Genomic DNA, 23541 nt, shown 5'->3' with positions numbered 1-23541 from the left:
ATGTTGAAACTTTCTGTATTCACGGTTGCGACACCGGACCTTACGCCGGAGGAGTTATGCGAAGCAGCATCAGCTGCCGGAATCAGCGGCATCGAATGGCGCTGCAAGGACACGCCGGCCGAGCTCCGCAAGGAGGCGCCTTCCTTCTGGGGGAACAACATTAGTACACTTTCGCAGCATGCGGATGAGGAAGAGATTAGCCGTTTCGAACAGGCGGCGAACCGATCGGGGATGAAGACCATCTCCATAACGCCGTATATCCAATGCGGCGACATTGAAAGCACAGAGCAGGTCATGCGGCTTGCTAAGCGTTTTGGCGCATCCATGATTCGAGTCGGCGTTCCCGGTTACAACCGCACCCGCAATTATAACGAGCTCTTCGAGGAAGCGACCGCGTACCTCAAGATAGTAGAGCAGCTGTCCCGCCATTATGGTGTCAAAGCGCTGGTGGAAGCTCATCATGTAACGATTGCGCCAAGCGCTTCGCTCGCACACAGACTTGTGTCACCTTTTGATCCGGACTGCATCGGCGTGCTCTATGATCCAGGCAACATGGTGTATGAAGGGTTCGAGAATTACCGGATGGGCTTGGAGCTGCTTGGTCCTTATCTGGCGCATGTTCATGTTAAGAATGCAGGCTGGCAGCAGCCGCGCGAGGAATCATCAGATCCTCTGCAATCGCAAGAATGGTCTTGCAACTGGCGCCCCGTTGCCAATGGCCAGGTGCCGTGGAAACAAGTACTCCGCGACCTGAAGGCTGTCGGATACGACGGCTGGTTTGGCGTGGAGGATTTCAGCAACACCTTCGATACACGAACCATGCTTCAGACGTACGCCAATCAGATGAAAACTTGGATGGAGGAGATCAACGAATGAAACAGCTTCGCTACGGCATTATCGGAATCGGAAACATGGGCTCGGGACACGCAAACATCTTGACTTCAGGTGCAATCAAGGGGGCTGTGCTCACGGCGGTTTGTGATGGCTTCGAGAGCAAACGAGACTGGGCCAGAGAGAAATTCGGCGATAAAATCGCGGTGTTTGAGAGTGCCGAGTCGATGATCGATTCCGGCCTTATTGACGCCGTCGTTGTGGCTACGCCGCATTACGATCATCCTACGGAAGCGATTCATGCTTTCAGCAAAGGCATGCATGTATTGATCGAGAAGCCTGCAGGCGTCTATGCGAAGCAGGTGCGGGAGATGAACGAAGCGGCTGCGGCAAGCGGCAAAACCTTCGGGATCGTCTATAACCAGCGGATGAACCCGCTCTATCAGAAGCTGCGCGAAATGATTCAATCCGGCGAGATTGGCGAAGTTCGCCGCATTAACTGGATCATCACGAACTGGTACCGGACGCAAGCGTACTACGACTCCGGCACTTGGCGTGCAACATGGGGCGGCGAAGGCGGCGGCGTACTGATCAACCAATGCCCTCATAACCTCGACTTGTGGCAGTGGACAACAGGTATGATGCCAACGCGGATGCGCGCATTCTGCCAATTCGGCAAGAATCGGAATATTGAGGTCGAGAACGACGTGACGGCATACGCAGAATATGAGAACGGAGCAACGGCGGTGTTCATCACATCCACTTCGGATGCGCCGGGCACGAATCGCCTTGAAGTATCCGGAAGCCGCGGCAAAATCGTCATCGAGAACGATAAAATGACGTTCTGGCGTCTGCGCGAAGAAGAAGCGGCATTCAACGCCCGCAACACGGAACCGTTCGCTTCGCCTGAATGTTGGAAAATCGATATCCCAAGCTCGGGACCGAGCCCGGAGCATGCGGGTATCCTGCAAAACTTCACGGATGCCGTTCTGCTTGGAACGCCTCTCGTTGCACCGGGAGAAGAAGGAATCAAGGGCTTGACGCTCTCCAATGCGATGCATTTGTCCACTTGGCTGGACGGATGGGTGGACCTGCCGCTGGACGAAGCGCTGCATGAAGCGGAGCTGAATAAACGAATCGCTAGCTCGACGTTTCAGAAGCCTGAGGCGGCAGCTGCAGAGACCAAACCGGCTGATCTGACGGGTACGTTCTAATCTTACTCAATATAAGGGAGAGTGGCCTCATTGTATAAGAAGCAAATCGCCGCACAGCTCTATACGCTCCGTGACTACTGCAAGACAGCCGAGGATCTGGATGCCGCGCTGAAGCGGGTCAAAGCGATCGGCTACGATGCTGTGCAAGTTTCCGGCATCGGCCCAATCGCACCGGATGAAGTGAAACGCATATGCGACAGCCATGGCTTGGCCATCTGCGCCACACACGTACCGACTAACCGTTTGCTGAACGATCTTGACGCGCTTATTGCGGAACACCAAGCATGGGGCTGCCAATATATCGGCATCGGCTCTATTCCTCCTGAATATCGGAATGACAAAGCGGGCTACACGGCCTTTGGGGACATTATGAATGAGATCGGCGATAGACTGGCTGATGCCGGCCTGGAGCTCATCTATCACAATCATAAATTCGAATTCGAGAAGTTCGAGGGCAAGACGGGCATGGATTGGCTGCTTAATGCCAAAGACAGCCCGAGCGGCGCATTCAGCTTCGAGCTGGATACGTACTGGGTGCAAGCGGGCGGAGCCGATCCTGTCAGCTGGATCATGAAAGTGGCCGACATGAAGGTCGTCCATCTGAAGGATATGGCGATCGTAAACGACCAGCAGGTATTCGCCGCAATCGGTGAAGGCAACCTGAACTGGCCGGCGATTATCGAAGCCTGCCGCGAAACGGGCGTTGAATGGTATGTCGTCGAGCAGGATGTCTGCCCGGGCGATCCGTTCGAGAGCCTAGAGATTAGCTACCGCGCGCTGCAGCAGCTCGCCTATCAAACGGAAGAGGAGTTGAAGGGCGATGTCAGGGTTTAATCGCAGCGACGGCATGAACTACGCGCCGGTAGCAATCAAGAAGCCGGAACCGGTCGTCGGCATCGGCGAGTTCGTATTCGCCGCCATGGGCCTCGACCACGGCCATATCTACGGTCAGACGAATGGCCTTCTCGAAGCCGGTGCAACGCTCAAATGGGTATACGACCGCGATCCGGCGAAGGTCGAGCAGTTTCTGAAGGTGTACCCGCAGGCGACAGCTGCCGCCTCGCCGGAGGTTATCCTCGAAGACCCGCAGGTCAAGCTGGTTGCTTCTGCGGCCATTCCGTCCGAACGCGGTCCGCTTGGCGTCACGGTCATGAAGCATGGCAAAGATTATTTTACGGACAAAACCCCGTTCACCACGCTGGAACAGCTTGCGGAAGCGCGGGAAGTCGCCGGGCTAACAGGACGTAAATACATGGTCTATTACAGCGAACGGCTGCACAACGAGAGTGCGATCTATGCCGGTAAATTGCTGGAGGAAGGCGCTATCGGCCGTGTCGTGCAGGTAATCGGAACCGGCCCGCACCGGCTGAACAAGCCGTCGCGTCCGGATTGGTTCTTCCGTAAGGAACAATATGGCGGCATTCTATGCGATATCGGCAGCCATCAGATCGAGCAGTTCCTGCACTTTGCAGGCTGTAAGGACGCGACTGTTGCGAGCAGTAAAGTCGCCAACTATAGCAATCCGGACTATCCGGAGCTGGAGGACTTTGGCGATGCTACGCTCATTGGCGACAACGGGGCGACGAATTATTTTCGCGTGGACTGGTTAACTCCGAATGGACTTGGCACTTGGGGCGACGGACGGACGATTATTCTCGGTACGGACGGCTATATCGAGCTGCGCAAGTATATCGATGTGGCGCGCGACAAGAGCGGCGATCATGTCTTTCTGGTCAACCACGAAGGGGAGCATCATCTCTCGGTTGGCGGCCAGGTCGGATTCCCGTACTTCGGCGAGTTGATTCTGGACTGCCTCAACCGAACCGAGAATGCGATGACGCAGGCACATGCATTTAAGGCGGCGGAGCTCTGTATGCTAGCGCAAAATAAAGCCGTCCGTTTGTAAAGGAATCTATACAATGGCGCTGTGCGACATGGTAAAATCATTTCATTAGGATGCGCCTCGGGCAAGACAAGGCGCCTCAAATGGAGGGGAACTGTGTGCCGCTCACGATGCAATGGCAGCAGCCGATCGAGCTGATGTACCGGAACGATGAACCGTATCCGGGCGCTCAATTTCATTCGCATGCCTTTTACGAGATGTATTATTTTCAAGAGGGCGAATGCAACTATCTGATCGGTGACAAGCTGATTACGCTTCAACCCGGTGATTTGATTCTGATGCACGGAATGACGCTTCATTGTCCGAACCCGGCACCGCATAAGCCTTACATTCGCACGATCATACATATGGATCCGGCTTACATCCATAAAGTGCTTCAAGCGGATACGGCGGCGATGCTGCTGAAGCCGTTCGATGAGCTGCGCAACATTCGCATTTCGCTTAGCCCGCAGGATCAGGCCGAGCTTGAAAAGCTGCTGGCTGAGATGGATCAGCTGTTTAAGCGGACGAACGAGGCAGGCGTGCGAACAGCTTATAATCGGTTTGTCATGCGGGTCATCGAGTTGCTGCATCTTATTCGGGAGTGGTGCAGCGAGCCGGTTAATGAGCGGGAGCATCGTTCCCAGAAAGAGCAGCATGTTCAGCGTGTCATCTCTTACTTGGAGGATCATTACCTCGAGGAAGTGACGCTTGATCATATTGCCAGTGCACTCCATCTAACGAAACCCTATCTGTCCAACCTCTTCAAGGATGTTACCGGCACGACGGTATTCAAATACTTATATAATCGGCGGATCAATCAGGCCAAAATGATGTTTCGGCTCGAGCCCAAGCAGTCGGTTTCGGAAGTGTGCCGCGCCGTAGGGTTCCACCATCTGCCGCATTTCAGCAGGCTGTTCAAAACCACGGTCGGCGCAAGTCCGGAGACATACCGGAAGCGAATGCTCCAGCTCGTTGCCGAAAGCTAAAGCCTAACGTGCGCCGCCGCATATACGGAGGCGTTCTATATCGGAAGCTCATTGTTTGATTTAACGGGCCGTACGGCGGTCATTATTGGCGGCGCCAGTACGCTCGGCAGTGTCATGGCCGAAGCGATGCTTGACCATGGCGCGCATGTGGCACTTGTCGTCCGCAGCAAGGAGAGAGCGGAAGAGAAGCTGACGCATCTGATGAAAACCGGCCAAGCGGCGCTGTTTGAAGCGGACGCAGCGGTGAAATCGGATCTGGAGCGGGTGCTCGACGAGATCAAAGACTGGTCGCCAACCGGCCGAGCGGATATCTTGTTGCATGCGGCAGGCACGAACAGTGCGACGCCATTCTTCGATATTACGGAAGAAGAATGGGATCGAATCATGGACGTCAACGCGAAGAGCGTGATGTTGGCCTGCCAGGTGTTCGGCCGATCGATGATCGACGCCGGCCATGGCGGAAGCATCATTACGATCAGCTCCGTCTCCTCGGGACCGCCGCTCTCCCGCGTGTTCACGTATTCGGCTTCGAAGCATGCCGTGAACAGCATGACGCAGTTTCTGGCACGTGAATTCGCGCCGCATGGCGTTCGTGTTAACGGCATCGTACCGGGATTCTTCCCGGCGGAGCAGAACCGCGCCATTCTATCACCCGAACGGGTGGAAAGCATTATGAGCCATACGCCGATGAAGCGCTTCGGCGATCCGAAGGAGCTGCAAGGCGCAGTCGTTTGGCTGGCCTCCGAGGCGGCATCCGGCTATGTCACCGGCTCGCTCATTCGCGTAGACGGCGGATTTGGTGCAATGACGATTTAACAACCCATACGGCCGTTCCGCATCATATGCGGAACGGCCGTATTTTTTTTGCGGAGCAAGTGAACAAACGAGCAACCTTGATCGTCATATTGGCGAGACTGAAGGAATGAGGCTTAATTCAAGCAAGCAGGTGGGGAGAACACGATGATCGGGATGGAACAGCTCGGGGATGAAGCGCAGCTAGTGAAACGTGCAGTTCGCGGCGATGACCATGCGCTGTCGACCCTGCTGCGCAGCCATTACACCTTGTTGTATCGATACATGCTGAAGGTGACGATGAACAAGGCGATGGCCGAGGACTTGGTACAGGATACGATGCTGAAGGCCATTGAGAAGATCGGCACGTTTCGGAAGCAAAGTAAATTTTCAACATGGCTGATTTCCATAGCAACCCGGCGTTATATCGACGAGATGCGCAAGCAGCAGAGAGAGCAGAAGTGGCAGACGCAGGAGCAGGCGCTGCAATCCATTCGGTTTCATGCCGCGATGCAGCAGCAGGAATGGCCGGATGCGCTCGATGTACTTGGTGCGTTATCCTATGAGATCCGCGTGCCGATCTTACTCAAATATTATTACGGGTATGCTTACGAGGAAATCGCCTCATGGCTCGACATTCCTGTCGGCACGGTGAAATCGAGGCTGCATAACGGCTTGAAACAGTTAAGGAAGGAGCTTAACGAGGATGAATAGAGACGGTAGGCGCAGCAAGCAAAGCGACAATGATGATCATCAAGAGGAGCAGCAATTTCAGCAGCTGCTCGGGGTTCATTTGGACGAATGGGACCGCTCCATGCAGCCTGACATTCCATCTGTCGAATCGATAACGAAGCTGGTTCGCGAGCAGAAGAAAGAGCTGGGTCGTCGTCATATGCGGGAACTGCTCTTATTCTGGCTGGTCAGCGCTTGTGTGCTAAGCGGCTTGCTGCTGCTGTGGGTGAGCAGCATCGCGATATTCGTAGCTGTGCAAATCTTGGCGTTTACGGCTGCGGCCGTATTCGTGATGCTGTTCATAGTCAAGGGCAGAGAAGGGCGGCGTCCAAAATGGTCGGATGGAAAATAGCTGTAATCATTGGTGCTGTCGTTATTTTACTATGCCAATCTTCTTGGCTGTTTAAGGATGCGAGGAAACGCAGTCGTTATCCTTGGTTTTGGGGAATATGGGGGCTTATTCAGTGCCCGATGCCGCTTATATTCTATCTGTTGATCGTTAGGGTGAACTGGTCGAAGCGAAGGAATACTTAAGGAAGAGGAGGTACGAATATGGATGATTTTTCGAATAAAATGCTGCTTTCCCTTGTATTGCCGTTCCTCATTGTGCAGCTAATCCTGATGGTTACGGCACTTGTTGTTTGCGCGCGCGCTGCTGAGACAAGAGGGCCGAAGTGGATGTGGGTGCTTATTATTATTTTTCTGAATTTACTTGGTTCGGTGCTGTTCTTCCTCTTCGGAAGGAAACAGTCGTCATGATGGAACTTGTTGCTGTCGAAGGACTTAGCAAAACATTCAGCGGAGCAACGTCCGCGCTGCAGGATATTGATTTCACGCTTTGGGAAGGGCGCTGCACAGCGCTTCTTGGTCCTAACGGAGCGGGCAAAACAACCACGATCCGCATTCTCAGCGGGCTGCTGCAGCCATCGTCAGGCAGTATCCGCTTCCGTGATCTTAAGCCGGGCGATGATCATCGCCCGCTTATTGGCTATTTGCCGCAAACACCGGCGTTTCACGGCTGGATGACCGGCGACGAATTTCTTCGCTACGCTGCGGGGTTGTGCGGACTGACGAAACGGGAAGCAGCCGCCCGCAGTGCGGAATTACTGGAGCGGGTTGGCATTGCCGATGCAGGCAGGCGGCGAATCGCCGGCTATTCCGGCGGCATGAAGCAGCGCCTCGGCCTGGCGCAGGCGCTTATTCACCGGCCGAAGCTGCTCATTCTGGACGAGCCGGTATCTGCGCTTGACCCGATTGGACGCCGTGAAGTGATGCAGCTGCTTGGGGAGTTGAAGCGCGAGACGACGATTCTGTTCTCCACGCATTTGCTCCATGACGCCGAAGAGCTGTGTGATGACGTGCTTATTATGAAGAGCGGCCGCATTGTTATTAGTGGGGCAATCGAGGATATACGCGCTGCCTATCGCGAGCCGGTTATGATGGTTGAGGTCGAGAATACGGAAGAAGCGCGGACGGCATTTTTGCAGTTGATTTCGGGGGTATCGTCTTCGGCGCAGTTTTTTCATTCTGTGAGGCTTCAACCTGGTGGAAACGCTGTTAAGCTGCATGTACAACACAATCAGATCGATCATGCCAGAAGGATCGTTCTTCAGCAGCTGCTGGATCGAGGAATACCCGTGACCAAGCTGGAATTCGGGTCGACGACACTGGAGGACTTATTTATGAAGGCGGTGCAGCGCGTATGAACCGGTGGATGGTGCTATTCGGCAAAGAATGGACAGAGCTGATCCGCAGCTACAAGCTGGTTTGGGTACCGCTTGTCTATATCCTATTTGGTGCGATGCAGCCTCTCTCCACGTATTTTCTACCGGACATCCTTGCGCACGCTGGTAACTTGCCGGAAGGAGCGGTCATTTCAATTCCGCAGCCTTCGGCGAATGAAGTCATGGCCGCGACACTGCAGCAGTTCAACACGATGGGACTGCTGGTGCTCGCCTTATCGGTAATGGGCAGTATTTCCGCGGAACGCACGAGCGGCTTGACCGCGATGATTCTAGTAAAGCCGATCTCGTATCTCTCGTTTGTCTCGGCCAAATGGGCTGCCATGCTGGTGCTCGTCACACTCGCATTTGCAGGCGGCTTCGGCGCCGCGTTGTATTACACAGCGACCCTATTCGAAACCGCAGATTGGCAGAGCAGCCTCTATGCCTATCTGTTGTTCTTGCTGTGGCTGAGCTTTGCAGGCTCGCTCACGCTGCTGTTTAGCGCTTTGCTGCGCAGCGGGGCAGCGGCGGCCGCGTGCGCGCTTGGCACTGCGGCCGTGCTCGCGCTGACGGCCTCCGTGTTCCCGCACGCGCTCGCGGCAAGCCCGGGCATGCTGCCGAAGCTTGCCTACGCGCAGTTCACGGCTTCGCCAAGCGGACAGGGCAGCCCGTGGCCGGCTGTCTGCATCGCGCTTGGCATCATGATTGCCATAATGGCAATCGCCGCTTGGTCTCTGCGACGACGTCCATCACTGGAAATGTAATAACCAATAACCATTCTCATCTATTGGACTTCCTTACTGAATTTTAGTAGGATAGAGTAGAGTCATAGAGTATGGTTATTGGTGACAGGAGTGAGACGCTAATGTATAAGCTTGGCCAACGTATTATTATTATATCGGACTTATTTGAACAGACCCTCCCGGTCGGGGAGTATGGTTATATAATCGCCTACGATCGCAATGCGGATAACGCGTTCGATTATGTGATCCGAGTTCCCAAAGCGAACCGGAATTTCTACGTGCCTGCCGCAGACATCGAGCTGGAGGAAGTGCTGATTAAGCAGGAGGTCGACCGTTTGGAGCGCGAAGCGCTGATCGACTTTGCGCTGGCAACTCATAATGCGGATCTGTTTCATCGCATCATGAACGGCGGGGAAGAACCGCTGCAAGAAGAAGAAGTGGAAGGCGAACCACAAACTCGCGAAGAGTTTATTCGTCAAGTCCATTTGAAGGCTTGGATTTAACGCTAACGCGAATGCGAACCAAGCTACGCCTAAAGAGAAAGCCTCCATCCGAGTTGGGATGGAGGCTTTTTCTGCTTGGGAGACTGCTGCCGCTGCCTCCGAGAGCGCCAAACTAACTGATTTCTAAGCTGTAAGCGGTATATCCGCTATCAAAGCTCCAAACTAACTAATTCCTAAGCAATAAGCGGCATATCCTCTTAAAATCGGTGAAATTCCCTTGATTAGCCTCGTTTCAGCACTTGAATCGCCTTGATAGCCGTATATCCGCTATCAAGGCTCCAAACTAACTAATTCCTAAGCAATAAGCGGCATATCCGCTTACGGGAGACCAAATTTTCTTGTTTCGAAGTTTAGAGTTCACTTTTGCGACTCTCACGATACGACGAGAGGGGATTTCAGCTAGTTTAACCACCGAGAGTTCAAATTCGGAACTCTCAACCTCAATTTCCTCCTGTTTCGAGCGCGAGCGTTCACTTTCGCGACTCTCACGATACAGCGAGAGGGGTTTCCAGCTAGCTTAACCACCGAGAGTTCGATTACGGAACTCTCAGCTGCATCTCTTCCACCTGAGACTCGCGCCATACGCACATGAACCCGCCCCAAAACAAACGAATGGCACAGGGGCAAAACCCTGTGCCGTTATCCCTAAGTCAACTTAGCTACTAAGCGTCCGTATCTGCTGACGGAGCCGCCGATGTACCCGTATCTGCTTTGGTGCTCGCATCTTGCTTCACACCATTACGGTCGATTTTGATGGTATGTGGTTTTCTGTCCATTTTCCCGTTCACGATCCGTGTGGCGATATCAGCTGCTTTGGCGATCTCTTTATCAGCTTCAGCTTGTGTGAGCTTGCCGGCTTTCACCGCGGCATTCAGATTGTCCACAATGACCTGCTTCTGAGCATCAATCAGCTTCTGAACGTCGATGCCTTTCTCTTGAGCTAGATCAGCAAGGGACTTACCGCCGCTCAGTGCAGTCTTCAACTCCTCATCGCTGAGTCCAAGCACCTTGGCAGACGCACTGAAGTCGGCTATTTCGGCGCGAATGCCTTTCTTGAACTCCATCTTGAAGTTACCGCCTCGCTCGCCGCCTCTTCCGAAACCGATGTTATCTTTCATTGTGGAATCCAGCGATTTATCGAGATTTTCGGTGAAGTCCTTCTTCTCTTCGGCCTGCCGCTTCTCGAAAGCCGCTGTCATCGTTGCCTTCAATTGATCCCGCGTGACGCCTTGTTCTTCCGCAATTTGAGCCAATGTTTTACCGGCTTCGATTTTCTCTTTCAACGCCTTCATATCCAGCTTGAGCAAATCCAAAACCTCTTGGCTGTAGAAGCCGCCAGCACGAACTTTCATCACTTCACCTTTACCACCAAGGCCAAAAGGTCCTTGTCCCACTACTACCGTACTGGTAGCCGTTGTTGTCGACTTTGCACTGTCCGAAGTTGTAGGAGTAGCGCTTGTTGCGGCATAGGCGCTAAGTGGAATCATCACCGCGATAGCGGCCGTTAAACCGAGAGCTTTCATTGTTTTGTTCATTATTTCTTCCTCCTTGAGTGTAGTTGTGCTTGGTTACATTCCCCAGTATGGGCAGCAAACCTTAAAGAAAGCTGAAGGCAACGTAAAAGCTCCCTTAGCCCAGGATGAAGTTTCTCTTCATATTTAGCCTTCATATTTAGCCTTCATATTTAGCCTTCGTATTTAGTCTCCATATTTAGCCTTCATATTTCCCCTCCATATGTCCTCTCCATATGTCCTCTCGATAATCTCTCTTCCTAATTTACTTATTGCCCAAATCCCAATGGCAACGTTATCATATAACAAAAACATCCAATTCTTAGACGAGGTTGGAAGGGGGGCTTGCATGGCTGCTTACTACTACTTTTTCAAAATGAGAATTTTAACGACGATCGCCTATCGATTCGAAGTGTTCACCGGTATGGCCTCTAATGCGGTCATGCTGCTTGCATCCGTATTCCTTTGGAAGGCGGCTTATCGGGGCTTGGGTTCCATACAAGACGTGAGTCAGGATCAAATGATCGTCTATGCTATCTTAGCCGTCGTGATGGGGGCGGTTCTATCCGTCAATGTTCAGAACGACATGTACTATCGGGTCAGGGAGGGGCATATCGCGACCGATTTCATTAAGCCCATTCATCTGCTTGGCATGTTCCTGGCCGAGGATCTCGGCACCACGGTAAGCGCGCTCGTCAACCAAGCCATCCCGCTTATTCTGCTGGCCTCCATTCTGTTTAGCCCGCCGCTGCCGGTAAGCATGACTGCCTTTCTACTCTTTATCCCAAGCTTGATGCTGAGCTTTCTATTGCTCTGGCTCATGGGGGCTATCGTCGGCATGATCTCCTTCTGGGTCATGGAGCTGGGTAACCTCGGCAACGTGAAGGATGCAATCGTGCGCATTCTGTCAGGCAGCCTTATTCCGATTTGGTTCTTCCCCGGCTGGATGGCGACCGTCTCGAGCTATCTTCCGTTCCAGTACATGTACCAAACCCCGCTTTCCATTTATATTGGCAAAATCTCATACGCACAGGCAGGAACAGCGCTTGTTATTCAAGCGGTTTGGATTGCGGTGCTCGCTTTTATCGCGTACGTCGTGTGGCAGCGTGCCCAGCGTGTCACGCTCATTCAAGGAGGTTAATCCGTCATGGTTACCGCGATTCGTTATCATGCATCCGTAGCTTATTTTTTTGCAAAATTAGCCGTTCAACGTCAATTGGAATATCCGCTGTTCTTGGTCAGCTGGTTTCTTATGATCCCCTTACAGTACATTAGCGGTGTATGGGTGCTGAAGCTGATGGTGGAGCAGTTTCAAGCGCTGGCAGGTTGGACCTTCCCGCAGCTCGCATTTCTGTACGGATTAGGACTGCTGAGCCATGGCCTGTCCGTTATTTTCTTCATTCAAACCTGGCATATCGATAATATGGTGATCCGTGGTGATTTCGACCGGATGCTTCTTCGCCCCATGAACGTCTTTTTTCAATTTGTCATCAACTACGTGAACTTTATCGGACTCATCGATCTCATTCCCGGCTTCCTTATTTTCTTCTACGGTTGTGCTCAGATCGGCTTCGACTGGACTGTCATCAATGTGCTCAAGCTGCTCGGCGTCGTCATCGGCGGGATGTTCATCCGTGCCTCGATTTGTACGATCATGGGTTCAGCGGCGTTCTGGACCAAGCGCAGCGGATCACTCGTTTCACTGACCTTGGCTACGATGGAACGGACGACCATGTACCCGCTCTCCTTATACCCGAGGCTGATCCAGCTGGCGCTGACCTTCATTTTGCCGATCGGGTTTATCAGCTTCTATCCCGCAGCGGATTTCATCGGCCAAGAAGACGGGTTCACACTCCCTGTCGGACTGGCGATTTGGACGCCGGTTGTCGGACTTCTTATTTTTACGTTATGCCATTTCGTTTTCCAAAGCGGATTGAAGAGATATGAAAGCGCCGGCTCGTAGCGAGTCGCAGCAGCAGAGAGAGAGGATACGTGCATATGATCGAACTTACGAATGTCGTCAAAGAATACACCGTCATTAAGAAGAAAAGCGGTCTAAGCGGCTCCATTCAGAGCTTGTTCCGGCCGGAGAAAACGATCGTGCGCGGCGTGGATGGCATCAGCTTCCGAATTGAGCCAGGTGAAATGGTTGGTTATTTGGGGCCGAACGGAGCGGGCAAGTCGACGACCATTAAGATGCTGACAGGCATTCTTCATCCGACTTCAGGCTCGGTGAGAATTGGCGGCATTTCGCCGCAGGAAAGCCGGAAGTCCGTCGTTAAACAACTGGGCGTCGTCTTCGGGCAACGCACGCAGCTTTACTGGGATTTGCGGCTTGGCGAAACGTTCGAGCTGCTCAAACGCATTTACCGAATCGATGAAGAGACCTATAAGACGAATTTGGCGATGATGCATGATGTACTCGGCATTGATCAATTGATTAATACACCTGTAAGGCAGCTGTCGCTCGGACAGCGCATGAAAGGCGACTTGGCGGCGGCGATGCTGCATTCGCCATCCGTTCTGTTTCTCGACGAACCGACCATTGGACTCGATGTCGAAGCCAAGCAGAACATCAGAACGTTTATCAAAGAGATGAATAGGAAGCGCGGCACGACGATTATTCTGACGACACATGACTTGGATGATGTGGAGCAGCTGTGCAAGCGTCTGATTGTCATCAATCACGGTAAAGTAGTCGAAGACGGTCCGTTGTCGGAGCTGATTCTGCGTATGGCGCCTTATCGATTGCTCGTGCTCGATCTGAGCGAACTTCCGGAGCCATCGGCCTTGCAGCATCCAGGTGCAGAGTTAATCAAACAAGAGGGTCTTAAACTGACATATCGGTTCCACAAAAGCGATATTTCCGCGTCCGAGCTCATCAGCGGTTTATCGGCCAAGCTTTCGGTTGTCGATCTCAGCGTCAAGGAGCCTGACATCGAGGATATGATTCGGGAAATGTACCGCAGCTCCACACCGGCTTAGGCACATCCGCATTCGCATTCTCATTGAGTTTAAATGCAGGCTTACGTTATAATAGGTAGAATGTGTGCAAAATGGATGGAAAGGACGGGACCATAGACAATGAGCATAACCATCAAAGATGTCGAGCATGTGGCCAATTTGGCCCGACTGGAGCTTTCTGAACAAGAGAAGGAACAGTTTACCGGACAGCTGAATGCGATTCTTAAATACGCGGAGAAGCTGGACGAGCTCCAAACGGACGGCGTGGAACCAACCAGCCATGTGCTGCCGGTTCACAATGTCATGCGTGACGACGTGACTCGCGAGTCGGTTACGAACGAGACTGCACTGCGTAATGCGCCGGATGATGAAGACGGCCAGTTCAAAGTGCCGGCTGTTCTTGAATAATAGTGTGAGGGTTTATACCGAAGGGAGGAACGGCTGTTGGCACTCTTTGACTTACGCCTACAGGAAGTACATAACCAATTAAAGAAGAAAGAGCTGTCGGTTGGCGATTTGGTGGATGCTTCGTATTCACGAATTGCAGCTACAGATGCTTCCATACAAGCGTTCCTGACGCTGAATGAAGAAGGCGCGCGCGCTGCAGCAGCTGAGCTTGACGGTGCTTTGGCAGCTGGCGAAGAGCAGGGATTGCTGTTCGGATTGCCGGCTGGCATTAAGGATAATATCGTGACGGAAGGCTTGCTGACAACTTGTGCGAGCCAGTTTCTGCGCAACTACGATCCGATTTATAACGCGACAGTAATGAAGAAACTGAACGCAGCCCAATCGGTTACGATCGGTAAGCTGAATATGGACGAGTTCGCCATGGGCGGCTCCAACGAGAATTCGAGCTTCCATCCGACACGTAATCCGTGGAATACGGAGTATGTACCGGGCGGTTCAAGCGGCGGCTCTGCGGCTTCCGTTGCGGCAGGACAAGTTTATTTCGCGCTTGGCTCCGATACTGGCGGCTCGATCCGTCAACCGGCGGCGTACTGCGGTATTGTCGGCTTGAAGCCGACTTACGGCCTGGTTTCACGTTTCGGTCTTGTTGCCTTCGCTTCTTCACTCGACCAGATCGGTCCACTTACGAAGAATGTTGAAGATTCTGCCTATGTGCTGCAAGCAATCGCAGGCTACGATGCAGGCGATTCCACATCAGCTAACGTGGAAATTCCCGACTATGTCGGTGCACTAAGCGGCGATGTCAAAGGACTTCGCATCGGCGTTCCGAAGGAATACCTCGGACAAGGTATCGATCCGAAGGTCAAAGAAGCAGTGCTTGCTGCGCTGAAACAATTCGAAAGCCTTGGCGCAACATGGGAAGAAGTGTCTCTGCCGCATACGGAATACGCGGTTGCGACTTACTATCTGCTTGCTTCGTCGGAAGCTTCCTCGAACTTGGCACGCTTTGACGGCGTTCGTTATGGCGTTCGCGCAGAGAACCCGGATAACTTGATTGAGCTGTATCGCAAATCCCGCAGCCAAGGCTTCGGACCGGAAGTGAAGCGCCGTATTATGCTTGGGACTTATGCACTCAGCTCCGGCTATTATGATGCGTATTATTTGAAGGCACAGAAAGTCCGCACGCTGATCAAACAAGATTTTGACAACGTGTTCCAGAACTTTGATCTGATCATCGGGCCGACTGCGCCTACTCCTGCTTTCCGTATCGGCGAGCAAGTGGGCGACCCGCTCACCATGTACTTGAACGATATTTGCACCATTCCGGTCAGCCTTGCTGGCATTCCGGCAATTAGCGTACCTTGCGGTTTCGCAGATGGCCTGCCTGTTGGTTTGCAAATTATCGGCAAAGCGTTCGATGAGCGCACGGTGCTTCGCGCCGCGCACGCGTTCGAACAGCATACTGAGCATCATAAACAGCGTCCGCAGCTATAATTCTCGGATGCCAATAAAGCAGGAGGGCTAAACGATGTTTGAACCGAACACTTACGAAACGGTTGTCGGGCTGGAAGTGCATGTTGAGCTCCATACGAAGAGTAAAATCTTCTGCGGCTGCTCCACCTCCTTCGGCGCCCCGCCGAATACCCATACATGTCCGATCTGTCTTGGACACCCTGGCGTGCTGCCGGTACTGAACCGTCAAGCACTGGAATTCGCGATGAAAGCAGCGATGGCACTCAACTGCCAAATTGCCGACATCAGCAAATTTGACCGCAAAAACTATTTCTACCCGGATTCTCCGAAAGCGTACCAAATCTCGCAATTCGACAAGCCTGTCGGCGAGCATGGCTGGATCGACATTGAAGTGAACGGCAAGACCAAACGCATCGGCATTACGCGCCTTCACTTGGAAGAAGATGCAGGCAAGCTGACTCATGTCGAAGGCGGTTTTGGATCGCTGGTCGATTTTAACCGTGTCGGTACGCCGCTTGTCGAGATCGTATCCGAGCCGGACCTTCGGTCGCCGGAAGAAGCGAAAGCTTACCTCGAGAAATTGAAAGCAATCATGCTTTATTGTGACGTTTCCGATGTGAAGATGGAGGAAGGCTCGCTTCGCTGCGATGCCAACGTCAGTCTGCGTCCTTACGATCAAGAGCAGTTTGGTACACGTGCCGAACTTAAGAACATGAACTCCTTCCGTGGTGTTCAGCGCGGTCTTGAGTATGAGCAAATGCGCCAAGCGGATATTCTCGACAGCGGCGGCAAGGTTGTTCAGGAAACACGCCGCTGGGACGAAGCGCAAGGCAAGACGTTCTCGATGCGCAGCAAGGAAGAAGCGCATGACTATCGCTACTTCCCGGATCCTGACCTTGTGCAGATCCATATCGACGAAGAGTGGAAGGCTCGTGTCCTGGCATCCATACCGGAGCTGCCCGATGCACGCCAAGCTCGTTACACAACTGAATTCGGTCTCCCTTCCTACGATGCAGGCGTCATTACGGCTTCCAAGAAACTGGCTGATTTCTTCGAGGAGAGCCTTCAATTTACGAAGGATGCCAAAGCGGTATCCAACTGGATCATGGGCGATCTGCTCGGCTACTTGAATGCAGGCGGCCTTGAACTGGAAGACATCAAGCTGACAGGTCAAGGACTCGGCGAGATGATCGGTCTGATGGAGAAAGGCACGATCAGCAGCAAGATCGCGAAGACGGTCTTCAAAGAAATGCTCGAAACAGGCAAACGTCCTCAGCAAATCGTTGAAGAGCAAGGCCTTGTTCAAATCAGCGACGAAGGTGCAATCGCAGAAGTGGTTGACCGCATTGTCAGCGGCAATCCGCAATCCGTAGAGGATTTCAAAGCCGGCAAAGAGAAAGCCATCGGCTTCTTGGTTGGTCAGGTGATGAAAGAAACGAAGGGCAAAGCAAATCCGGCGCTTGTTAACAAGCTGCTGCTTGCGCGCTTGAATCAATAACTACAATAAAGAGGCATGTCCGGCGTCATCATGCGGACATGCCTCTTTTGCTGTGGGAAATTATGATACAATATTTGTAATCATCAACAGTCAGGAGGTGCCATCCATCTCATGCGGGAATCATCTCGAAGTACACTGCTTGCGTCGCTGCTCGCTTTTCTCATTCCGGGCGGCGGACATCTTGCGCTGGGCAGGCATTTAACAGGCATGCTGCTGCTGCTTGGCACGCTGACCGATATCGCTGCAATGATTCGCTTTGCCGACGAAGGCGGAGGGAAATATGCACTGCTGATCATCTTCCTAGGATTGGCGCTGCCTTTCTTTTGGTTCTATAGCGTATTCGATACGCTCCAGCAGGCTGCGAAACAGCGCGAAGCAGCCGCGAGTCCGGCTATGGAAGAGTCGCCTCGTGTAGGAATAGGTACGATTATTCAAGGTGTTGCTGTCATCGGACTGGCCTTTCTCTTGCTGGTGTTTGTCCAAGCGCCTGTCGTCTTTCAAACGATCGTGGATACGATAGGCACCTATGCACCGGGAATTGCTTTTATTGTACTGGCGATCTGTTTTGCCTCGAGGAGGAATAGGTTGATGTTTAAAATGGGGAGATTCACTGCTGCGGCGGTGATGATTACGGTAGGGGCATTATTGCTCTGGGACCAAATTCGCGAACGCAACGATATGGAACTGATCGGACAATGGTGGCCGGCAGCGTTTGTCCTGTTAGGCATTGAAGTCGTCATCATGAGCCTTGTGTATCGCACAGCCTCCAAACGGCCGTCTTTTGATATCGGTGGCACGTTCCTTGCTGCTCTCATAGCGGTTACTGCTTTTGGGGTGACGCAGTTCGCTTCGATGCCATTTCGCTGGCTGGATGAATTTAAAGTTAATTTGACCGGAACGAGCGCCTACGGGGAAGAGAAAGGATTCCGTTATGCCAAGGAAACTATTCATGCCCCGGTAACGTCTGAGACTATAGGGATCGAAATCGTGAACCCGAACGGCAAAGTTACCGTCAAGAAGGGGAATGTAAGCGAGCTGACGGTTGAATCTGTCATGTGGGTCGATGCAGCTGAACAAACAGAAGCGGATGATACGGCCGGCAAGTCGGAAATCACGGTCAGCGGCGAGGATGAGCTCAAAATCGAGGCAAAAGGTCACCCGTATGGTGCTAATGGAGATCGTGTGCCGCGTATAAATATAGTAGTGACCGTACCCGCCGAGTCGGCATTTGGGAAGCTTATCCCAACAGAACCCGCCGAGTCGACTGATTCTGAAACAAACACCTCCGAGGTTTCTGACCAGCCCCCGTCTGTAGATGATGAATCTACAGGCACAGGTCAGCCCGAATCGGAAGAATCCACCAGTCCGCAGATCAATTACATGCAATCCGAACTCGCCATCCAAATCGTGAACGGTTCAGTCGATGTAACAGGGTTATCCTTACCGGGAGGACTAAGTATCAAAGCGACAACCGGTTCGATTATCATGCATGGCCTGGCAGGCTCGGTGAAGGCTGATACCAAGAATGGCAGCATTGATGCCTCGTCAGTAACAGGAGATGCGAAGCTGAGCACATACAATGGCGATGTCAAAGCAGGTTATATAACCGGCGCAATCGAAGCTTCTACGCTTAGCGGAAGCATCAACCTGCAGCAAGTTACCGGCGACATCGATACGGATACGAAGAATGGCGAGATCATGATTAAAGAAGGAACCGGTGCAATCAAAGCGGATACCCTCAATGGTGATATTCAGATTGCGAGCTCTCAAGTCGGCGGAGACTGGGACATCGACAGTTCCATCGGCGAAATCAAGGTATCGCTTCCACTGTACGGTAATTATTCGGTTAACGGCTCGGCTACTTTCGGCGAAGTAACAAGCGATTTACCCCTCACAATCAGTAAGAAAACGATCCGCGGCAGCATTGGAACGGCGAATTACAGAATCAATATAGACGCCAATAGCAGCATTCAGGTAAATCGTTACAAATGATAAAATGATTCCCGCTTTCATTGACAAAATGAAAAGTATCCACGTACAATGGTTCTAACAAAAGCAGAAAGGACGTGTTGGGCATGGGTGCGACCGTTGAGCAGGCGCTTGAACAATTGAAAAGTACCGGCGTACGAATGACCCCGCAGCGTCATGCAATTCTAAGCTTTCTCATGCACTCCATGACACACCCCACTGCAGATGAAATTTATAAATCACTCTCGCCATCGTTCCCTAGTATGAGTGTGGCGACCATTTATAATAATCTCCGGCTGTTTGTCGATGCGGGCTTGCTTCGCGAATTGACTTATGGCGATGATTCAAGCAGATTTGATGCCGACTTAACCGATCATTATCACGCCATATGCCGATCATGCGGAACAATCGTTGATTTTGACTATCCGCCTCTAACGGATGTAGAAGCAGCGGCTTCCAAAGAAACGGGCTTTAAAGTAGAGGGGCATCGAATGGAGATTTATGGGTATTGCGCTGATTGCTCCGCGCGGCACACCAATTAACAAGCGATGATTGAAAGACTAATAAACGCGCAGGGGTAGAGGCAGCTCACCATCATGCGCGTTTTTTATTTGAAGAGTTCGCACATCAGTGGACTAGCTTAATTTGGAGAGGAGCGCTTTACAAGTGGAAACCGTACGTATGCGGCCTAGACGACAAAGTGGCGGCGGCTGGTTGAAATGGGTAGTACTTGCAAGCGGGATAGCAGCTGCAGCAGCAGGCATGTGGTTGGGATGGCAGCGACTAACGCCTAATAATACAGAAGTTAAACCGGAATATGGTGCAGCGCACCCGATTCTGTTTCATGGACAAGTCGCCGAAGGCGGTGCACTGGTTAATCAAGATATCATTAGTCTTCCCTTGAACTTCATTCATGATCAGCTGGGACTTAAGGAAGAAGTTTATTATGAAGCGAAGACCGGATCGATCGTTCTAACCAATGCGAATAAAGTGCTGCGGATGAAAACAAATGCATTAACCGCCACGATCAATAAGAAACCTTACCCGCTGCGCATCGCCGCGCAGGTGAAGGACGATGCCGTCTACTTGCCGATCACACCGCTTGAAGAGCTTTATGGACTTCATGCTGAATATAATGAGCAGGACGATATTATTACGATTTTGCGAGCAGGAGATGCGGTTCAGCGCGGAGTTATAGATGACGATACGGTCATTAGACGCGGACCGACCATCAAGGAACCGATTGTAGATCGCCTTGCGAATACCGATACCGTGCGCATTTGGGGAGAGAAGGAAGGCTGGTATACGGTCCAGAGTACTGATGGTATCCTGGGATACGCCAAGAAACAAGATATCAAACTTACGGAAACGGAACAAATTAAACAGCAAGTTGAACCGGCTCCTTTCACAGCATGGAAAGCCGTCGGCAGCAAAATCAATCTAACCTGGGAAGCTGTCTACGAGAAAGCACCGAACACCGATCAAATCAGTGAAATGCCCGGTGTAAACGTCGTTTCACCGACGTGGTTCGAGCTTCTTGACGGCGAAGGCAACATTAGAAGTAAAGCGGATATGCACTATGTCAAATGGGCTCAGAACAGAGGCATGCAAGTATGGGCGGTGTTCAGCAACGGGTTCGAACCGGAGCGAACGTCGGCTGCATTAGCGAAGGCCGATACTCGCCTGCAGATGATTCATCAGCTTGCTGCTTTTGCGCAGATGTACAAGCTTAAAGGGATCAATCTTGATTTTGAAAATGTGAATACGTCAGATAAAGCAAACCTGGTTCAATTTGTTCGAGAACTGACACCGCTCATGCATGAGCAGAATGTCGTTGTATCCATAGACGTAACGCCGAAATCGAACAGTGAAATGTGGTCCTTATTCCTGGATCGAGGGGCACTGGGTAAGGTAGTCGATTATATGATGATTATGGCCTACGATGAGCATTGGGCATCCAGTCCTACATCAGGCTCGGTTGCTTCCCTACCATGGACTGAGCAGTCGCTTTCGCGGATCATCGAAGAAGACGGGGTGCCAGCTAACAAAATCGTATTAGGCATGCCGCTGTATGCACGGTTATGGACGGAGAAGAAAGATGATTCCGGCAAGGTCAAAGTAAGCTCGAAGGCGCTCGGAATGGAAACCGTAAAGTCGATTATTAATGAACGCAAGCTTAAGCCGACCTTTGATGCCGATTCCGGACAGAATTACGTGGAGTACGAGGCTGACGGCGCATTGCAGCGCATATGGATCGAAGATGGAGTCTCTTTGAAGGCAAGAACCGCACTAGCTAAGAAATACGGAATAGCAGGTGTTGCGACTTGGCAGCGCCAGTTCCAGTCCGATGATATTTGGGCCATTATTCATCAATCCTTAAATAAACTCCCATAATACTAATGCAAAAACGCCCTTCGCCGGCTGTAACCGGTCGAAGGGCGTTTCTATTATCGCGTATTCTAGGCTTGGGGCTGCGTGATTTCTTCTTTCTCTTCCGTATCATCCAGGTCAGTTGCCTGACTGGGATCCAGTGTAAGCTTTGTTTTGCAATACATACAACGATCTGTTTTGCCAAGCATCTTCGTATGTCTGCCGCATTCCGGGCAAACCAGGATAACTGCGCTTGTCGACAGCATGCCTGCCCAGAAGTAAACACCTACACTCGCCAGCATGGCGATCATCCCAATAACCATGAAGATGCCCGCAAATACTTTACCGGCTTGTCCCCAGAACACAATTCCCGCAGTACCCAGTATCATTAGTCCCATTCCAAACAGCGTGAACAGAAGGCCCCAGAGCCGAAATTCATTGATTTTACTTGATTTTCCGAACATATCACAAATCCTTTCTGACATTTAGGTACGGTTTTCTAAGACCATAGGCAGGAAAACCTGCGTACATTGTCGAACAAGAGTATAAACAACTGCGAAATCATTATAGCTTAAACAACAGCATGAAGCTATATGGGGGATAGACCGTGGAACATATAAAGGCATATTTTAAAACAATTTTTGAACATAATGAGGCGCTGATCAGTTTGGCAGCTATCGACAACCCGGTTCCGTACAATCCTATGATTGACGGATTGGATCTTCTATTATTGGTTGTTTCTACGCAGAACGACCCAAACCGGGGTATCGAACATGTACGCATCGGCGAAGATCGGGTGCAAATTCGAACCGTATCACCTGTAATGCTGGAGCAATGGACAACGGGCGGCGAGAACCGCAGCATCATACAATGGCTTGTTCGGGGGGAGATCCTGGTGGATCGAGACAATTACTTGTTCAACCTCAGGGAAAGCTTGCTTTCTTTCCCGGCATCCTTGCGCGGACAGAAGGAATTGGTGGAGTTCTCACATTTCATTCGTTCTTATCTGCAGGCGAAACAGGATTTGCAGGATAACAATTTGCTTGATGCTTACTCCAATGTACTAACTGCTCTTCATCATTGGGCGCATATCGCGTTTATTGAAGAAGGCGTACACCCGGAGCTTACGGTTTGGCGTCAGATGAGGCGGTTCAACCCAGGCATTTATAAACTATATGAAGAGCTGACCATTTCGCCGGAATCGCTTGAGAAGCGGGTACAGCTGGTATTGCTGGCTTGCGAGTTCTCGGTTATGAGCAAAATGAAATCGTCCTGCGGACTGCTCTTCTCCATTCTTGGCAGCCGCGAGGAGCCGTGGAGCGTGATGGAGCTGCAAACTCATCCGCACCTGAAGGACTTGCATATGGATTTGTCGCTGCTTCTGCAGAAGCTGGTCATGCGCGGGTATATAAGAGAGGTTGCCTACATGCCGCTTCTTGGGGATACAGAAGCGTTGGAACTGCGATATCACAGTGTTTCTTAGAAGGATTAATCGCGGGCAGCGTGCCCGCGATTTTTTTATTAATTAATGCTTGACGTAGCGCGCTGACATATGATAAATTCTTTATTACCGCCTCCGAGGCAAACATGAAACAGCTTAATGCTTGCAAGCGAGTAAGAAAAAAGAAATAAAAAAAAGCTTGCAATTGAATGGCCGGATGTGATATATTAATCAAGTCGCCGCTGAGACATGGGCGCACAAACATGAAGTATTTGTTCTTTGAAAACTGAACAATGAGCGACCAGTCAAATGGTCATAAATCGCGAAATTAACGTTTCGCAAAGCTAGTTTTTTGAATGAGCTAACAAGCGAATTCTTAAAAATGGCCAAGCCTTCGGGCTTACCACTTTTATGGAGAGTTTGATCCTGGCTCAGGACGAACGCTGGCGGCGTGCCTAATACATGCAAGTCGAGCGGAGTTATTCCTTCGGGGATAGC

Annotated in this window: 24 protein-coding genes and 1 rRNA gene; 23 read left to right on the top strand and 2 right to left on the bottom strand. The window is 51.7% G+C overall.

Annotated elements, in window-relative coordinates; all coding sequences use genetic code 11:
* Positions 1–3 precede the first annotated feature (3 nt).
* From BLW29_RS21055 to BLW29_RS20995, 12 genes are all read left to right on the top strand, one after another.
* Entirely contained in the window at positions 4–876 is an 873-nt protein-coding gene (locus tag BLW29_RS21055) for a sugar phosphate isomerase/epimerase family protein (RefSeq protein WP_090983481.1), read from the top strand.
* Entirely contained in the window at positions 873–2045 is a 1173-nt protein-coding gene (locus BLW29_RS21050; protein WP_090983240.1) for a Gfo/Idh/MocA family protein, read from the top strand. Before BLW29_RS21055 ends, BLW29_RS21050 begins: the two co-directional genes overlap by 4 nt.
* Positions 2046–2075: 30 nt before the next feature.
* Positions 2076–2879, top strand: coding sequence for a sugar phosphate isomerase/epimerase family protein (locus BLW29_RS21045; protein WP_090983238.1), 804 nt, complete (start codon positions 2076–2078; stop codon positions 2877–2879).
* On the top strand, positions 2866–3951 hold the full coding sequence (locus BLW29_RS21040) for a Gfo/Idh/MocA family protein (RefSeq protein ID WP_090983236.1): 1086 nt from the start codon (positions 2866–2868) through the stop codon (positions 3949–3951). Before BLW29_RS21045 ends, BLW29_RS21040 begins: the two co-directional genes overlap by 14 nt.
* A gap of 95 nt (positions 3952–4046) precedes the next feature.
* Positions 4047–4916 carry an AraC family transcriptional regulator gene (locus tag BLW29_RS21035; RefSeq protein ID WP_256208755.1) on the top strand — a complete coding sequence of 290 codons (870 nt, stop codon included), beginning with the start codon at positions 4047–4049 and terminating at the stop codon, positions 4914–4916.
* Between the two features lie 51 nt (positions 4917–4967).
* Positions 4968–5732: an SDR family oxidoreductase gene (locus BLW29_RS21030; protein WP_256208754.1), complete on the top strand. Its 765-nt coding sequence runs from the start codon at positions 4968–4970 to the stop codon at positions 5730–5732.
* Positions 5733–5876: 144 nt separating this feature from the next.
* Positions 5877–6422 (top strand): RNA polymerase sigma factor SigY, encoded by a 546-nt coding sequence (sigY, locus tag BLW29_RS21025; RefSeq protein ID WP_256208753.1) that lies wholly within the window; start codon positions 5877–5879, stop codon positions 6420–6422.
* On the top strand, positions 6415–6792 hold the full coding sequence (locus BLW29_RS21020) for a YxlC family protein (protein WP_090983233.1): 378 nt from the start codon (positions 6415–6417) through the stop codon (positions 6790–6792). Before sigY ends, BLW29_RS21020 begins: the two co-directional genes overlap by 8 nt.
* A gap of 200 nt (positions 6793–6992) precedes the next feature.
* Positions 6993–7199, top strand: a complete 207-nt coding sequence (locus tag BLW29_RS21010) for a PLD nuclease N-terminal domain-containing protein (RefSeq protein WP_256208752.1) — start codon at positions 6993–6995, stop codon at positions 7197–7199.
* Complete coding sequence (locus BLW29_RS21005; RefSeq protein WP_371264765.1) at positions 7196–8146, top strand: ABC transporter ATP-binding protein; 951 nt, start codon at positions 7196–7198, stop codon at positions 8144–8146. The genes BLW29_RS21010 and BLW29_RS21005 overlap by 4 nt, the downstream gene beginning before the upstream one ends.
* Positions 8143–8928: an ABC transporter permease gene (locus tag BLW29_RS21000; RefSeq protein WP_090983230.1), complete on the top strand. Its 786-nt coding sequence runs from the start codon at positions 8143–8145 to the stop codon at positions 8926–8928. Before BLW29_RS21005 ends, BLW29_RS21000 begins: the two co-directional genes overlap by 4 nt.
* Positions 8929–9029: 101 nt before the next feature.
* Complete coding sequence (locus tag BLW29_RS20995) at positions 9030–9410, top strand: ATPase (protein WP_090983228.1); 381 nt, start codon at positions 9030–9032, stop codon at positions 9408–9410.
* Positions 9411–10072: 662 nt separating this feature from the next.
* Here the strand turns inward: BLW29_RS20995 and BLW29_RS20990 are convergent.
* Entirely contained in the window at positions 10073–10945 is an 873-nt protein-coding gene (locus BLW29_RS20990; RefSeq protein WP_090983225.1) for a hypothetical protein, read from the bottom strand.
* 325 nt (positions 10946–11270) lie between these two features.
* Between BLW29_RS20990 and BLW29_RS20985 the strand changes: the two genes are divergently transcribed.
* From BLW29_RS20985 to BLW29_RS20945, 9 genes are all read left to right on the top strand, one after another.
* Positions 11271–12062 carry an ABC transporter permease gene (locus BLW29_RS20985; protein WP_177186734.1) on the top strand — a complete coding sequence of 264 codons (792 nt, stop codon included), beginning with the start codon at positions 11271–11273 and terminating at the stop codon, positions 12060–12062.
* Between the two features lie 6 nt (positions 12063–12068).
* The gene (locus tag BLW29_RS20980) at positions 12069–12884 is read left to right on the top strand and encodes an ABC transporter permease (RefSeq protein ID WP_090983221.1); all 816 of its coding nucleotides are present in this window, start codon (positions 12069–12071) and stop codon (positions 12882–12884) included.
* 35 nt (positions 12885–12919) lie between these two features.
* Positions 12920–13906 (top strand): ABC transporter ATP-binding protein, encoded by a 987-nt coding sequence (locus tag BLW29_RS20975; protein ID WP_218147120.1) that lies wholly within the window; start codon positions 12920–12922, stop codon positions 13904–13906.
* 99 nt (positions 13907–14005) lie between these two features.
* Entirely contained in the window at positions 14006–14293 is a 288-nt protein-coding gene (gatC, locus tag BLW29_RS20970) for an Asp-tRNA(Asn)/Glu-tRNA(Gln) amidotransferase subunit GatC (protein ID WP_090983217.1), read from the top strand.
* 36 nt (positions 14294–14329) lie between these two features.
* The gene (gene gatA, locus BLW29_RS20965) at positions 14330–15787 is read left to right on the top strand and encodes an Asp-tRNA(Asn)/Glu-tRNA(Gln) amidotransferase subunit GatA (RefSeq protein WP_090983215.1); all 1458 of its coding nucleotides are present in this window, start codon (positions 14330–14332) and stop codon (positions 15785–15787) included.
* Positions 15788–15821: 34 nt separating this feature from the next.
* On the top strand, positions 15822–17264 hold the full coding sequence (gene gatB / locus BLW29_RS20960; RefSeq protein ID WP_090983214.1) for an Asp-tRNA(Asn)/Glu-tRNA(Gln) amidotransferase subunit GatB: 1443 nt from the start codon (positions 15822–15824) through the stop codon (positions 17262–17264).
* A gap of 111 nt (positions 17265–17375) precedes the next feature.
* Positions 17376–19256, top strand: coding sequence for a DUF4097 family beta strand repeat-containing protein (locus tag BLW29_RS20955; RefSeq protein ID WP_090983212.1), 1881 nt, complete (start codon positions 17376–17378; stop codon positions 19254–19256).
* An 83-nt stretch (positions 19257–19339) separates the two neighbouring features.
* Positions 19340–19774 (top strand): Fur family transcriptional regulator, encoded by a 435-nt coding sequence (locus tag BLW29_RS20950; RefSeq protein WP_090983210.1) that lies wholly within the window; start codon positions 19340–19342, stop codon positions 19772–19774.
* Positions 19775–19898: 124 nt separating this feature from the next.
* On the top strand, positions 19899–21626 hold the full coding sequence (locus BLW29_RS20945; protein ID WP_090983208.1) for a glycosyl hydrolase family 18 protein: 1728 nt from the start codon (positions 19899–19901) through the stop codon (positions 21624–21626).
* Positions 21627–21691: 65 nt separating this feature from the next.
* Here the strand turns inward: BLW29_RS20945 and BLW29_RS20940 are convergent, their stop codons facing one another.
* Complete coding sequence (locus tag BLW29_RS20940; protein ID WP_090983206.1) at positions 21692–22066, bottom strand: YgzB family protein; 375 nt, start codon at positions 22064–22066, stop codon at positions 21692–21694.
* Between the two features lie 143 nt (positions 22067–22209).
* Between BLW29_RS20940 and BLW29_RS20935 the strand changes: the two genes are divergently transcribed.
* Positions 22210–23085 (top strand): nucleotidyltransferase-like protein, encoded by an 876-nt coding sequence (locus tag BLW29_RS20935; protein WP_090983204.1) that lies wholly within the window; start codon positions 22210–22212, stop codon positions 23083–23085.
* A 366-nt stretch (positions 23086–23451) separates the two neighbouring features.
* Positions 23452–23541: ribosomal RNA gene (locus BLW29_RS20930) — 16S ribosomal RNA — on the top strand; the annotation flags it as partial.

It is taken from the genome of Paenibacillus sp. CF384, assembly GCF_900106745.1.
Classification (GTDB): domain Bacteria; phylum Bacillota; class Bacilli; order Paenibacillales; family Paenibacillaceae; genus Paenibacillus_Z.
The sequence above is the reverse complement of the archived record's forward strand: the minus strand, read 5'-3'. Positions and strand labels throughout refer to the sequence as shown.

Bases quoted from the DNA above. Each gene is read 5' to 3' on its own strand.
- gatC (WP_090983217.1), top strand. From the start codon at position 14,006: ATGAGCATAACCATCAAAGATGTCGAGCATGTGGCCAATTTGGCCCGA.
- BLW29_RS20980 (WP_090983221.1), top strand. From the start codon at position 12,069: ATGGTTACCGCGATTCGTTATCATGCATCCGTAGCTTATTTTTTTGCA.
- BLW29_RS21020 (WP_090983233.1), top strand. From the start codon at position 6,415: ATGAATAGAGACGGTAGGCGCAGCAAGCAAAGCGACAATGATGATCAT.
- BLW29_RS20990 (WP_090983225.1), bottom strand. From the start codon at position 10,945: ATGAACAAAACAATGAAAGCTCTCGGTTTAACGGCCGCTATCGCGGTG.
- gatB (WP_090983214.1), top strand. From the start codon at position 15,822: ATGTTTGAACCGAACACTTACGAAACGGTTGTCGGGCTGGAAGTGCAT.
- BLW29_RS20985 (WP_177186734.1), top strand. From the start codon at position 11,271: ATGGCTGCTTACTACTACTTTTTCAAAATGAGAATTTTAACGACGATC.
- BLW29_RS20950 (WP_090983210.1), top strand. From the start codon at position 19,340: ATGGGTGCGACCGTTGAGCAGGCGCTTGAACAATTGAAAAGTACCGGC.
- BLW29_RS21005 (WP_371264765.1), top strand. From the start codon at position 7,196: ATGATGGAACTTGTTGCTGTCGAAGGACTTAGCAAAACATTCAGCGGA.
- BLW29_RS20955 (WP_090983212.1), top strand. From the start codon at position 17,376: ATGCGGGAATCATCTCGAAGTACACTGCTTGCGTCGCTGCTCGCTTTT.
- sigY (WP_256208753.1), top strand. From the start codon at position 5,877: ATGATCGGGATGGAACAGCTCGGGGATGAAGCGCAGCTAGTGAAACGT.
- BLW29_RS20975 (WP_218147120.1), top strand. From the start codon at position 12,920: ATGATCGAACTTACGAATGTCGTCAAAGAATACACCGTCATTAAGAAG.
- BLW29_RS21040 (WP_090983236.1), top strand. From the start codon at position 2,866: ATGTCAGGGTTTAATCGCAGCGACGGCATGAACTACGCGCCGGTAGCA.
- BLW29_RS20995 (WP_090983228.1), top strand. From the start codon at position 9,030: ATGTATAAGCTTGGCCAACGTATTATTATTATATCGGACTTATTTGAA.
- BLW29_RS21000 (WP_090983230.1), top strand. From the start codon at position 8,143: ATGAACCGGTGGATGGTGCTATTCGGCAAAGAATGGACAGAGCTGATC.
- BLW29_RS20940 (WP_090983206.1), bottom strand. From the start codon at position 22,066: ATGTTCGGAAAATCAAGTAAAATCAATGAATTTCGGCTCTGGGGCCTT.
- BLW29_RS21010 (WP_256208752.1), top strand. From the start codon at position 6,993: ATGGATGATTTTTCGAATAAAATGCTGCTTTCCCTTGTATTGCCGTTC.
- BLW29_RS21050 (WP_090983240.1), top strand. From the start codon at position 873: ATGAAACAGCTTCGCTACGGCATTATCGGAATCGGAAACATGGGCTCG.